Origin of the sequence: Chitinophaga deserti, from assembly GCF_003149455.1 — a bacterium.
Taxonomy (GTDB): domain Bacteria; phylum Bacteroidota; class Bacteroidia; order Chitinophagales; family Chitinophagaceae; genus Chitinophaga; species Chitinophaga deserti.
The window spans coordinates 118597-132042 of sequence record NZ_QFFK01000002.1 but is presented as its reverse complement, the minus strand read 5'-3'; the positions used below and the strand labels follow the sequence as shown (position 1 = coordinate 132042).

Annotated in this window: 10 protein-coding genes; 7 read left to right on the top strand and 3 right to left on the bottom strand. The window is 51.0% G+C overall.

Translation table 11 applies throughout. The features are described 5' to 3' along the window. From DEV76_RS04520 to DEV76_RS04505, 4 genes are all read left to right on the top strand, one after another. Complete coding sequence (locus tag DEV76_RS04520) at positions 1 to 564, top strand: K(+)-transporting ATPase subunit C (RefSeq protein ID WP_109695578.1); 564 nt, start codon at positions 1 to 3, stop codon at positions 562 to 564. A gap of 121 nt (positions 565 to 685) precedes the next feature. After that, entirely contained in the window at positions 686 to 1762 is a 1077-nt protein-coding gene (locus DEV76_RS04515) for a porin (protein WP_109696640.1), read from the top strand. A gap of 42 nt (positions 1763 to 1804) precedes the next feature. Continuing rightward, positions 1805 to 2908 carry a universal stress protein gene (locus tag DEV76_RS04510; protein WP_109695576.1) on the top strand — a complete coding sequence of 368 codons (1104 nt, stop codon included), beginning with the start codon at positions 1805 to 1807 and terminating at the stop codon, positions 2906 to 2908. Between the two features lie 35 nt (positions 2909 to 2943). Beyond that, positions 2944 to 4596, top strand: coding sequence for an ATP-binding protein (locus DEV76_RS04505; RefSeq protein ID WP_232826877.1), 1653 nt, complete (start codon positions 2944 to 2946; stop codon positions 4594 to 4596). Here the strand turns inward: DEV76_RS04505 and DEV76_RS04500 are convergent. After that, complete coding sequence (locus tag DEV76_RS04500) at positions 4593 to 7556, bottom strand: PAS domain S-box protein (RefSeq protein ID WP_109695572.1); 2964 nt, start codon at positions 7554 to 7556, stop codon at positions 4593 to 4595. The two genes, DEV76_RS04505 and DEV76_RS04500, sit on opposite strands and share 4 nt — an antisense overlap. 250 nt (positions 7557 to 7806) lie before the next feature. Here DEV76_RS04500 and DEV76_RS04495 point away from each other — a divergent pair, with 250 nt between their 5' ends. After that, positions 7807 to 8496, top strand: coding sequence for a porin family protein (locus DEV76_RS04495; protein WP_109695570.1), 690 nt, complete (start codon positions 7807 to 7809; stop codon positions 8494 to 8496). A 407-nt stretch (positions 8497 to 8903) separates the two neighbouring features. Here the strand turns inward: DEV76_RS04495 and DEV76_RS04490 are convergent, their stop codons facing one another. After that, positions 8904 to 9689 (bottom strand): enoyl-CoA hydratase-related protein, encoded by a 786-nt coding sequence (locus tag DEV76_RS04490; RefSeq protein WP_109695568.1) that lies wholly within the window; start codon positions 9687 to 9689, stop codon positions 8904 to 8906. 66 nt (positions 9690 to 9755) lie between these two features. Then, positions 9756 to 11765 carry a S9 family peptidase gene (locus tag DEV76_RS04485; RefSeq protein ID WP_109695567.1) on the bottom strand — a complete coding sequence of 670 codons (2010 nt, stop codon included), beginning with the start codon at positions 11763 to 11765 and terminating at the stop codon, positions 9756 to 9758. 101 nt (positions 11766 to 11866) lie between these two features. On the opposite strand from DEV76_RS04485, the gene hflX reads away from it, so the two are divergent. Next, a complete protein-coding gene (hflX, locus tag DEV76_RS04480) occupies positions 11867 to 13057 on the top strand; it encodes a GTPase HflX (protein WP_109695565.1) in 1191 nt (396 codons plus the stop codon). Continuing rightward, positions 13057 to 13401 (top strand): Rieske (2Fe-2S) protein, encoded by a 345-nt coding sequence (locus tag DEV76_RS04475; RefSeq protein ID WP_109695564.1) that lies wholly within the window; start codon positions 13057 to 13059, stop codon positions 13399 to 13401. The genes hflX and DEV76_RS04475 overlap by 1 nt, the downstream gene beginning before the upstream one ends. The last annotated feature ends 45 nt before the right edge of the window (positions 13402 to 13446 follow it).

The window sequence follows — 13446 nt, the reverse complement described above, 5'->3', positions numbered from 1 at the left end:
ATGAAACGATATTTTTTCCCGGCATTGAAACTGACCCTCGTACTGGTACTGCTCACTGCCGGCATATACCCCCTGATGATCGCGGGCATCGCGAAAATGGCGCCTGGTAAGGGAGACGGTGTAACCATTGAGAAGAATGGTCTTGTAGTGGGCTACGCCAATGTAGGACAGCAGTTTACGGGTGATAACTATTTCCAGTCCCGGCCCAGCGCGGTGGGATATAATTCCGCAGGCTCAGGAGGGTCTAACAAGGGGCCATCCAACCCTGATTACCTGCAGGTGGTGAAAGACAGGATCGATACCTTTCTTGTACATAACCCCGGCGTAAAGCGGTCCGATATTCCGGCGGAGCTGGTAACCGCTTCCGGGAGCGGCCTCGATCCGCACCTTTCTCCCGAAGGGGCACTCATTCAGGTACCCCGTATCGCAAAGCTGCGCAACATCCCTGAACAAAAACTGCGTGATCTCGTAAACGAACAAACGAAGGCTCCACTTGCAGGAATGTTTGGACCGGCTACTGTAAACGTGTTGAAATTAAATTTAGCTTTGGACGAAATAAAATAGCCCTCAACCTATGCCTGTGGAAACCCTTACTGTTCCATTTTCGCGCCGTGCCGGTGCATCAACGCCGGTAGGCGCACCCGGAACAGGACTTTCAAGTACAAATTTTTCCGACAATAATCTCATGAAAAGAATCTCCCTTTTTGCAGTAGCCGCCATGGCCTGCATGCAGGCTTCCGCACAGGAGGCGCCTGCCAAAGAGCAGCCGAAGCTCACATTTTCCGGCTATGCCGAAGCCTATTATGCGTACGATTTCAATCAGCCTGAAGGCCACCAGCGCCCCGGGTTCCTGTACAGCCACAACCGCCACAATGAACTGAACCTGAACCTGGCGCTGTTGAAAGTCAATTATTCGACCGACCGCGTGCGGGGAAACGTTGGACTCATGGCAGGTACCTATGCTCAGTATAACCTGGCTTCCGAGCAGGAATTGCTGCGCTATGTATACGAAGCCAATGTAGGTGTTCGTATCGGGAAGAACCTCTGGGTAGATGCCGGTATCATGCCTTCTCATATTGGTTTTGAAAGTGCAATCGGGAAAGACTGCTATACCCTTACCCGCAGCCTTATGGCAGAAAACTCGCCTTACTACGAAGCCGGTGCTAAAATCAGCTGGGCGCCAAATGATAAATGGTCGTTTGCAGCCATGTACCTCAATGGCTGGCAGCGCATCAAACGCCCGGATGGTAACCAGACGCCTGCCTTCGGAACGCAGGTTACCTTCAAACCAAATAGTAAGGTAACCCTCAACTGGAGCACATTCGGCGGTAACGATAAGCCCGATTCCGTTCGCCAGATGCGTTATTTCAGCGACCTTTACGGTACGTTCGGCATCACAAGTAAATTCAGCCTTATTGCCGGGTTCGATATCGGTGCGGAAAAGAAAGTAAAAGGGCAGGATGGTATGAATGCATGGTATGCACCTATCCTCATCGCCCGGTACGCCTTCACTGATAAGATCGCGATGGCCGGCCGTTACGAATATTACAATGATGCTGATGGCGTGATCGTTTCCACCGGTACACCAAACGGCTTCCGTACCAGCGGTTACTCACTGAACCTTGATATATCTCCCGTAAGCCAGGTCATGTTCAGGCTGGAAGGCAAAATGTACAATAGCAAAGACGAGATATTTACCAAAGGCGAAACCGCCCGGAAAGAAAACTTTTCCATCGCCACATCGCTGGCGCTTTCATTTTAAAAATTCAAGGCGGAGCCCTCAGAGGTTCCGCACTTTTCTATCATGGCACGACAAATCCAGCATCCCGGGCATCCGGGAAGGGGTAAATTCAAGATATACATCGGTATGAGTGCCGGTGTGGGGAAGTCGTACCGCATGCTGCAGGAGGCGCATGCCATGCTGCGCAATGGCGTTAATATCCAGATCGGGTATATTGAAACGCATGGCAGGAAGGAAACTGAAGCCCTTGTAGCCGGATTACCCATCATTCCGCGGCGGCAAACCTTTTACAAAGGAAAGCTGCTGGATGAAATGGACCTCAACGCCATCCTTCTCCTTTCGCCTGAATGGGTAGTGGTGGATGAGCTTGCCCATTCCAACATAGCCGGGTCACGTAATGAAAAGCGCTGGCAGGATGTGCTGGAGTTGCTCCAGGCCGGGATCAATGTCATTTCCGCCGTCAACATACAGCATATGGAAAGCATCAACTCCCAGGTGAAAGTAATTACCGGGGTGGATGTACATGAGCGTGTTCCCGACAGTATGCTCCAGATTGCTGACGAAGTAGTGAATATAGACCTTACGGCCGATGAGCTTATCACGCGCCTGAAAGAAGGGAAGATATACGATAAAGGGAAAGTAGAAACGGCCCTGACTAACTTCTTTCAGTCCGAAAAGATCCTGCAGCTCCGGGAGCTGGCCCTGAAGGAGGTGGCTTCCCAGGTAGAAAGGAAGGTAGTGACTGAAGTGCCGCGCAACCGGCAGATGCGGCATGAGCGCTTTTTGGCCTGTATTTCCTCTAACGAAGAAGTGGCGAAGAAAGTGATCCGCAAAACGGCCCGCCTTGCCGCATATTACCATGGCGATTGGTATGTACTGTACGTTCAAACCCCTAAGGAAAGTACCGGCCGTATTAATCTGGCCGTGCAGCGGCATCTTATCAACAACCTTAAGCTGGCCACGGAACTGGGGGCCGAAGTAATACAGGTGCAACATTCCAATGTGGCAGAAGCTATTATGGATATTGCGAAGGAAAAAGACATTACGACCGTTTGTATCGGCAAACCCCATATTTCACTTTTCGGGATCTTACTGAGAACCAATATCTTTAACCAGTTGTTGAAAACTTTATCCGCTCACGAAACAGACCTGGTGATTTTGTCATGACAAGGCTTAGGCTAAAAACGAAAATCGCGGCCGGGGTGCTATTCCTCTTCGCCATGCTCCTCCTGGTAGGTGTGCTGGGATATTATTACCTGAACAAAGTAAACCGCGCTGCCGCCGCCATTCTGGAAGATAACTACGAGTCTGTGGAATATGCAGGCATTATGTTGCGCGCCGCGGAACACTGGCAGCAGGGCGATTCTGTGCGGCGAAACTTCGAATCCGCCCTGGTAAATCAGGAGAAGAATGTGACTGAGCCGGGGGAAGCCATTTATACCCAAAGCCTGCGCAGCCAGTTCAATGCTTTCCGGAATGGAGATACGGCACAGCTGCCAGCCATGCGCGAAAGCCTTGCCGGTATTATGGATGTAAACATGAAAGCCATCGTGTCCAAACAGGACAAAACCCGTAAAGCGGCAGATAAGGCATTAATGTACATCGCCATCATCAGCGGGCTCTGTTTTTTACTGGGCATCGTTTTCGTGTATAATTTCCCGGGATATATTGCCAACCCTATTCATGAACTAACGGAAGGTATCCGGCAGATAGCAGACAGGAAGTATGAGCAAAGGCTGCACTTCCGCTCCGGAGATGAGTTCGGTGAATTGGCAGAAGCATTCAATATTATGGCGCGGCGGCTAAACGAGTATGAGCATAGCAATCTGGCCCGCATCTTATTCGAAAAGCAACGTGCCGAAGCGGTGATCAGCAGCCTGAAAGATGCCACCATCGGGTTTGATAATAAAAACATCATCCTCTTTGCTAACGCGGAAGCCCTTCAGCTCCTGAGCCTCCCCGAAGCTTCGCTGGTGGGTAAACCGGCAGATGAGGCGGCTCGTCATAATGACCTGCTCCGCCATTTGCTCCACGACAAAAATCCTGCTCCCGTTAAAATCGTTTCGGAAGGCAAGGAAAACTTCTTTCTCAGAGAATCTGCCGATATCGTTTACAACAGTGAAATCATAGGGCACATTATCGTACTGCGGAACATCACCGCATTCAAAGAGCAGGATCTCGCCAAAACACATTTCATTGCTACCATCTCCCACGAACTGAAAACCCCGCTTGCCGCTACGGATCTCAGCCTCAAGCTGCTGGACGATGCCCGCACCGGCCCCCTTTCTGCCGAACAGCGGGAACTGGTGGAAGGTATACGGGAAGATAATCGCCGGATGATACGTATGGTTAGTGAACTGCTCGATTTTTCCCGTGCCGAAAGCGGCAATATTCCGCTGCAGGTGCAGCCGGTATCGCCTGCTGATATATTACGTTATGCCATGGAAACAGTATCCAGGCAGGCTTCGGGGAAAGAGGTGGAAATAAATGTGGTAATACCGGAGAACGCTGCCCCCGTGCTGGCGGATGCAGAAAAAAGCGCCTGGGTCCTGGTAAACCTCCTTACCAACGCTATCCGCTATTCCCCGCCCAAAAGTAAAGTGGATATGACGGTTAGTGACGAAGGGCATTCCTGGCGCTTCTCTGTCCGCGATTATGGTAAAGGAATAGACGCTACTTTCCGGGAAAAGATATTCGAACGTTTCTTTCGTGTGCCGGAAGCTGAGGGCGAAAAAGGCACAGGGCTGGGCCTGGCGATAGCCCGTGAGTTTATTGAAGCCCAGAACGGCCGTATAGGCGTGGAAAGTGAACCCGGCCGCGGCAGCCACTTCTGGTTCAGCCTCCCCAAAGCTTAAAGCTTCCTGATTTCATCTTCCAGTACTGCCTGGGCCTCCTTGTATTGATTTATGGCTAAATGAATGTTGGGCAGTATCATGTCCAGCTGCGAACGTGAGCGCGCATCCTGTTCTATCTGAAGAACGATATCGCTGAGCGGATGAATGCGTACCACCATAAGGCTGCTTCTCAGCAGGCTGGCGTGGCGGCTGACATCGTCCCATTCCCCGCTAATGGCAGACATAAGCAGGTTATCCAGCATACCTGCGGTTCGGTCAATGAACGACTGCAGTACTTCCAGTAAATATTCACGGTCGTTTTCTGCCACGCTTTTCAGGTACCGGAGATCTACCCGGTAAGGCTGCAGAGGCTCTTCCCATGGTTCGCTGATAAAGGGGGCTGCATCAGTGTACCGTTCTCCGATAACTTCCAGAATACGCTGGAACAGATCTTTAGGTATAAATGGCTTGGATAAGTAATCGTTCATGCCGGCCAGCAGGCACCGCTCACGGTCGCCTTTTAATGCGCAGGCGGTGAGCGCGATGATAGGAATGGGGGAACCTGCTTCGCGAATGATGCGGGTGGCTTCCAGCCCGTCCATTACAGGCATTTGTATATCCATCAGGATGCAGTCGTAAGGTTTTTGGCGGTACATGGCCACTGCTTCGGCCCCTGTTTCCGCCAGATCTGCTGTAGCGCCGGCGCTGCTGAGTGTGCGGAGGGCTAGTTTCTGATTCAGCAGATTATCTTCCGCCAGCAAAATAAGCTTACCCGAGAGTGGTGGAAGTAGCAGTCCATCAGTTACCGGAGGTAACGTTTCTGCGATGGTTTCCGGCACATCAAGCGGGTAGGAAATGGAGAACTCTATAAGGGTGCCACCACCGGGATTGTCGAGCACATCGATAGTTCCATTATGAAGCGCAATAAGTTCCCGGGTGAGCGCAAGCCCCAGGCCGATGCCACCGTATTTACGGAGGTCGCCTTCATCGAGCTGTGTGAATACCTGACCTACTTTGTCTTTCATATTTTCGGGGATGCCAATGCCGGTATCAGATACGGAGAAGCGGAGGGTAACGTTCTGATTTTGCGTTCCTGCAGTTTTTACGGCCAGTTTAACGGCTCCCTGATCGGTGAACTTAATAGCATTATCGATCAGGTGATGGAGGATTTGCTGCAGTCGCGTAGGGTCTCCCAGCAAAGGAACCTTTAGGGTCTCTTCCATTTCGCATTCCAGCCGCAGGCCTTTTTCGCTGGCCCGAATACCATACTGATCTACAGTTTGCCGGATAACCCCGGTGGGGTCGAAGGTAGATTTCTCCAGGTGCAGCTTCCCGGCGCGGATACTGGAGAAATCGAGCAGGGAATTTACCAGCACAAGCAGGTTTTGTGCGGAGTCCATAATATCCTTCACGTATTCCTTTTGCTCGGGTATGAGGCTTTGTTCGCTGAGCAGATTGGTAAAGCCCAGTATGCCATTGAGTGGTGTGCGCAACTCATGGCTCATGTTGGCCATGAAATGTTCCATTCTGCCGTGTGCGGTTTCGGCTTTCCTGCGTGCGTCAATCAATTCGTGTTCGCGGATGATGCGCTGTGAAATATCGGTAGCCACCCCGCAAAGCCCGTAAACACGCCCATTCGGATCGCGGAGGGGAAATTTAGCGATGTGGAAGTAGCGGTTTTCTCCATTGATAACGATCATGTCTTCCACTTCCACCATTTCTTCTTTTAACAGCACCTTCCTGTCCGTTTCCTGACTGGTTTCTGCGCTCAGCTTATCCGGGAAGTCGCGGTCGGTACGGCCGAGTATCTGTTCCGGGAGGATGGCAAAAGTGGTCTGGAAGCGCTTGTTGACCAGTACATAACGGCCGGCAGTATCTTTGATGAAAATGATATCCGGTGTGTTGGAAAGCACTGATTCGAACCTTTCATGGAGGGTTTCCATTTCTTTCTGCGCTTTCTTCAGCTCGTCTTCTTTCTGCTTTTCGAAGGTAATATCCTTCACGATACACTGGTAGCCACTGAATATCCCGTTTTTCCGGAGCAGTACCACATGCTGTTCCACCCATCTCTTTTCTCCGTTTTTGCGGCGAATAGGAAAGCGTTTTGTGGTTTCCCGGTCTCCGTCAAAAGCCTGGTTCATATAAAATGCCCCCAGTTCCTGCTGTTCAGGAAAATCAAGGAGATGAGTGAAATGTTTGTTTTCCAGTTCCTTGGGCGTATAGCCTGTGAGGTCAAGGGCTTTGGAGTTTACGTAGGTAAAATACCCGCCACGGTTAGAGGTGAATAAAGTAACCCCCGCATCTTCGATTAACTGGCGGTATTTTTCTTCACTGGCACGGAGGATGGCATCAGCCTCCCTGGTTTTACGGACATTGCGCATGATACCGAAAAGGCCTCCGGTTAGAATTAATACGATAACGATGCCACCGCCTATGGAAAGCAGGAAAGGCAGCCGGTCGTACCAGCCGGGACCGGTAAGTGCTTCCAGTTGCTCATATTGGGTATTAAGCATGCGGCTGGTAAGCAGGCTGAGAGGATCGGCTTTAACGGGCACGCGTGATTGAATCATGGCGCCGGCCATCACGGAAGATTCGCGGGCGGTACGTACGATATAATGGCTGAAAACCATCCTTTCGTAAACCGCGGTACGTAATGAATCTACTTGTGCGGTAGCTTCAGCATCGCCGGCCGTGAGGATGGCCAGGCTCTCTACAGGGGCACGCATACGGGCTTCAGACAAATCTTCCCGGCCAAGAAACCCGGTGTCTCCCGTAATTACATATCCGCGAACGGCCGATTCGAGGGCGCGTGTCTGGAAAGCTATCTGCTCCAGCAGACGGATCTTTTCCGATGTTTGCCTTATACTGGCGTTCGTATGCCGGGAATCGGTGTCAGACATCCATGCACTCCAGGTAAACCAGGCTACGGACACAATGGCGGCCACAAATACGATGATTACGGGGCTACTGATTCTTTTCATGAATTGGCTCTTTTCTTACGCGTTGGCGAAAGGTATTTTCAATCAGACGGGCGTTAAATCGGGCGTATAAGGGGTCGACACATCTAATGTTTTAGGTTGACGGTCATCTATCTTTACAATTTACAGAAAATAAACGTTACGGAATTCAAGCCGGGAACCATGTATTTTTTTGCAATATTTTAACCATTTGATTTATTTGCATTCCATTAAATTTGCTAGATATTCTTTTTGCCAAGCATTTAAACATATTATGAAAAAATTACTTTTTACGCTGGGTTTTCTCGCGTCTTCCGCAACGCTGTTTGCGCAGAATATGGCCGGGTTGCCTGTGAACAAGGTTAAGCAGAGCCGGGACTTTCTGGTGATCGGTATTTCTTATGATGGTTGGGCTTCCGCGCCGGACAGCGTGAAAACGAAAGGGTTATCCCGTGGTTTCAACATCGCGTTGATGTACGATATGCCTATTACCAAAGAGCATTTCAGTGTAGCTGCGGGCCTTGGGTTCTCCACCAGCAGCATTTTCCTGGACGATCAGGCGATTGATATGAGCAATGGTAACTCCAGCGCCGTACGCTTTGTGAAAACAGAAGCATACAAAAAATACAAAGTAGCCACCAACTTCCTGGAAATTCCCCTCGAGTTCCGCTACCGCCAGAATTCCGAGAACGCGAACACCGGGTTCAAAGCTTCCATCGGTGCCCGTGTAGGGATGCTGGTGAATGCACATACCAAAGGGAAAAATACCCTGGGCGGCGAAAAGAATACCATCAAGGAACAAAACCGCCGCTTCTTCAACCCCTGGCGCTTTGCTGGTACCGCACGCATCGGGTACGGTAACTTCGCCCTTTTCGGCACCATGAACTTAAACCCCCTCTTCAAAGACGCCACTAACCTGGATGTAAGACCTTACTCTATCGGTCTTGCCCTCAGCGGCCTCTAAGATCCCGGCGGATATCAGATATTTCAATAAGGGCTGTCTCTAATGTTGGAGACAGCCCTTTTTCATGCCTGATCGTTTTTACCCCCTGTGTTTCTTATACTTCCACATTAACTGCCAGGAACAAACGACAGTTTATTGTTTGAGTTAATTTACTATCAGAGCAGTTGTCTTATGTGTCTTTTTCTTTATATCACAATGCGTTTATAATCAATTAATTGACCTGCCATCCTTCTACCAACCTTCTACTATCCTTCATCGAACCCTTGATTTTGCTGGGGTTTGATGGTGTTTGGTAGAAGGTTGGTAGAAGGATTGTAGAAGGTTCGATGAAGGAACCAGGTAGAATTTTAGCAAAAAGGCCCCATTGTAGGGGCCTTTATTTTGATAGTGGAGAAGCTCAGTTGTATTTATTTACCCGTAAACACCGGTTTCCGCTTTTCAAGGAATGCGGTTACTCCTTCCTTGTTATCGGTCGTATTTCCGGCGATTTCCTGACAGTATGCCTCATATTCGAGTACGGCATCCAGGTTTTCGGTCATGCCTTTGGTCAGCATTTTTTTCATGAGGGCAATGGCTTTCGTAGGGGCATTGGCGTAAAATTCCGCTTCTGCCGCCACGGCAGCATCCAGCTCAGCAGCGGGCACCACTTTGGTGAGGAGGCCCATTTCCTTCGCTTCTGCGGCGGTCAGCTTCGTGGCTTTGGTAGCCAGCTCAAAAGCACGGTGGTAGCCCACGGCCCGTGGCAGAAAGTAAGAAGAGCCGGAATCGAGCACCAGCGCGATGTTGATAAATATCTCTATCATAGAGGCCTGGTCAGAAGCAATGATCACATCGCAGGCAAGTGCCAGCGAGCATCCGGCCCCGGCAGCCACACCATTCAGCCGGCAAATAACCGGCTTGGGCATATTCCGGATGGCGCGGATGATGGGATTGTACCGCTTATGCAGGGAATCGCCCAGGTTTCGGGGCTTCCCGTCTGCCCCCATTGCGGCTTTCAGATCCTGTCCGCTGCTAAAGGCTTTGCCAGCCCCGGTAAGCACCACGGCGCGTACGGAAGCATCTTTGTCTGCCTGCTTCAGGGCATCCTGCAATTCATAACTGAGCTCGTCGTTAAAAGCGTTATAAACATCCGGACGGTTAAGGGTAATGGTAGCGATGTTTTGGTGAACCTCGTACAGTAAGGAGTTGAACATGGAATGGTTTTTTGCGATAAAAATGAGAACAGCGGCCCCGGAGGACCGCTGTATTGTTTGACTATTCTACAAAGTTTCTTTCAGCCAGCTGAAAAATTCGCGCTGCCAGGTAATGGCATTTTGTGCGCCCAATACCCAGTGGTTTTCTTCAGGGAAGTACACCAGCTTGCTTTTGATACCTTTCAGTTGCGCGGCCTGAAATGCCTGCAGGCCCTGCTCGATGCCTACGCGGAAGTCTATACCGCCCTGCACGATCATAATAGGGGCATCCCACTTGTTCACGAAGTTGCTGGGGTTGAATTGCTCGTAGGATTTGGCGTTGGCATTATCGAAATAGGCGCCGATATCCCAGTTGGCGAACCACAGCTCTTCCGTGGTGCCGTACCAGCTCCGGAGGTCGAACAGCCCGTCGTGCGCAATGAAGGATTTGAATCTTTTTTCGTGTACCCCTGCCAGCATGAATACGGAATATCCGCCATAGCTGGCTCCCACTGCGCCAAGGCGTGCTTTATCCACATAGGATTCTTTGGAAAGATCGTCGATTGCCGAGAGGTAATCGCGGATGGGCTGGCCGCCCCAGTCTTTGCTGATATCGGCATTCCATTTCACACCATGGCCGGGCATACCACGCCGGTTGGGCGCTATTACAATGTACCCCTGCGCAGCCATCAGCTGGAAGTTCCAGCGGAAAGAGTAATACTGGCTGAGGGCGCTTTGCGGGCCTCCCTGGCAGTAAAGGAGTGTGGGGTACTTTTTATTCGGGTCAAAGTCTGGCGGGTAAATCACCCATGCCAGCATGTCTTTCCCATCTGTAGTTTTGATCCAGCGTTCGGATACTTTGCTCATTTTGAGGCTGCCGTAAATGTCGCTGTTAACCTGTGTAAGCGGAGCAACCGCGCCATCTTTCAGGTTCACGGTGAATAATTCGGCCGCATGGTTCATATCGGTTCGGGTAACCACCAGCGTTTGCCCGTGCTGGCCCACAAAACCGTTGATATCGTGCTGCCCTTTGGTGAGCTGCTTCACGGTACCACCTGCAACAGGTACGGTAAAGAGTTGCTCTGTGCCTTTGGCTACAGCGAGGAAATGAATGGTTTTACCATCGGCCGCAAAACGGGCGGATGCTACGGTACCATCCCAGTTTGCAGTAAGATTGCTTTTTTTGCCGGAAGCGATGTCCAGCACTATTACATCGTTCTTATCCGCTTCAAAGCCGTCATTAGCCATGCTCTGCCACAGGAGCTTTTTGCCATCGGAGCTGAACTGGGGGGCTACATCGTACCCGGCCATGCCCTCAGACAGGTTTTCGGTTTTTTGCGAAGCCAGCGTATAACGGTAGATGTCTGTATTGGTGCTTACGGCATATTCACGGCCGTGTTTTTTCTTGCATACATAGATGATCTGGCTGCCATCGGGGCTCCAGATAAAGTCTTCCGCACCGCCGAAAGGCATCTGCGGGCAGTCGAACGGTTCTCCGGCCATAATATCCACCGGGGTACCGATGTTGCCGGTAGCAGGGTCGAAATCCGCGTAGAATACGTGGTTATACTTCCCGTCTTCCCAGGTATCCCAGTGGCGGTAGTTCAGATTGGTATAGATATGGGCGTTAGCCTTGGGGAGATCGGTGTATTTATCTTTCGCCAGCACTTTTTCCATTTCCACCTCCCGGGAAAACAGGATATGCTTACCATCCGGAGAGATGCGGGCATTGGCTATACTGCCTTCAACATGCGTTCTCTGTACGGGATTGGCTCCGTCTTTCTCCATTTCCCAGAGCTGGCCTTTATGGCTGTAAAGGATACGGCCGCCGGGGAGGGCTTTCACGAAAGATTCGCCTCCGGGGGCTGAAGTAAGCTGCCGGGGAGCGCCGCCCGTAACCGGGAGGGCATAAAGGTTGCGTTCGCTTTTATTGTTTGCGAGGTTAAAACGGGACACGCCGAAAATAACCGTTCCGTCTTCCAGCACTGTTTCCCCGCTTACCCTGCCGAGCTTCCAGAGCAGCTCGGGCGTCATTGTTTGCTGTGCCATGCCTTGTTGAATGAATAAAATACCTGCTAACAGGAATGTTTTACGCATTGGTTCAGATTTTGTTGTGGTGAGGCATAAATGTAGGAAAATTTGGCCTCATGCCGGACGCCGGGCTAATTCATTAACTTTGCACAAATTCTGCAAGAACATTGATAGATAAAACACAGGCAGTAGCCCAGGACGAAAGGGCAGTGCTGATCGGACTGATCCACAAAGAGCAATCGGAACCCCAGGTACAGGAATACCTGGACGAGCTGGCATTTCTGGCGGAAACTGCCGGAGCCACGGCAGTGAAGCGCTTTACCCAAAGGCTGCCCCACCCCGACAGGGCCACCTTTATCGGGAAAGGCAAGCTGGAAGAGGTACGGCAGTACGTGGCCGGGAAAGACATCCAGCTGGTTATTTTCGATGACGAGCTTACCGGCTCACAGATCTCCAATATCCAGAAAGAGCTGAAAGTGAAGGTTATTGACCGGAGCGATCTCATCCTCGATATATTCGCACGGCGTGCCCGCACAGCCCAGGCTAAGGTGCAGGTAGAGCTGGCCCAGTATCAATACATCCTGCCCCGCCTCCGGGGTATGTGGACCCACCTGGAACGCCAGAAAGGCGGTATCGGGATGAGGGGACCGGGTGAAACTGAGATCGAGACAGACCGTCGTATCGTAAAAGACAAGATCGCCCTCCTCCGGAAGCGCCTTGCCGAAATCGATAAGCAATCCCTCACCCAGCGGAAGGAGCGTGGTGAATACATCCGTGTTGCCCTCGTTGGCTATACCAACGTGGGGAAAAGCACCATCATGAACCTGCTCAGCAAAAGCGATGTGTTCGCGGAGAACAAACTGTTTGCTACCCTCGATACCACCACCCGCAAAGTTGTGTTCGAGCAAACACCCTTCCTCCTCAGCGATACCGTAGGTTTCATCCGTAAGTTGCCGCACCACCTGGTGGAAAGCTTCAAGTCTACCCTCGATGAGGTACGCGAAAGCGACATCCTCATGCATGTGGTGGATATCAGCCATCCCAAGTATGAAGATCAGATTGAAGTAGTGAACAGAACGCTGACCGAGCTGAAATCGCTCGACAAGCCCACTATTCTCATCTTCAATAAAATGGACCTGTACGAAACGCAGACCTTCGACGAATGGCTGACGGAAGATGTGAAAACTGATATGCTCAATCAGCTGAAAGAAAGCTGGCAGCACCGCACACATGGAAACTGTGTGTTTATTTCCGCTACCGAACGCCGTAACATCGAAGAGCTGCGGAAAACAATCATGGAGAAGGTAGTGGAGCTTTACAGGGAGCGTTTCCCTTACAAAACCGAATTCTTCTTTTAATGGCGAAGCAATATAACTGGTACCGGCTGGCGGATGCGGACGATCCGGTGGCGGGAGAATCACAGATTACCCAGCAGGAAGTAAACGGAAAGAAGATCTGCGTGGCGCGGCACGGTGGCGAGTTGTTTGCTTTTGCACATAAATGCCCCCATGCAGGAGGCATCATGTCAGACGGGTTTCTCGATGAACGCGGGAATGTGGTATGCCCCCTGCATCGCTATAAGTTCAGTCTTCGGAACGGATACAATTCCAGCGGGGAAGGGTTTTACTTAAAAACCTACCCTATTGAGCGGCGGGATGACGGCCTTTATGTAGGTATGGAGAAAAGCTGGCTCAGCTGGTAATATAGTCTGTAAATCACACGCAAAAATAAAAGGCCTGGCATTACT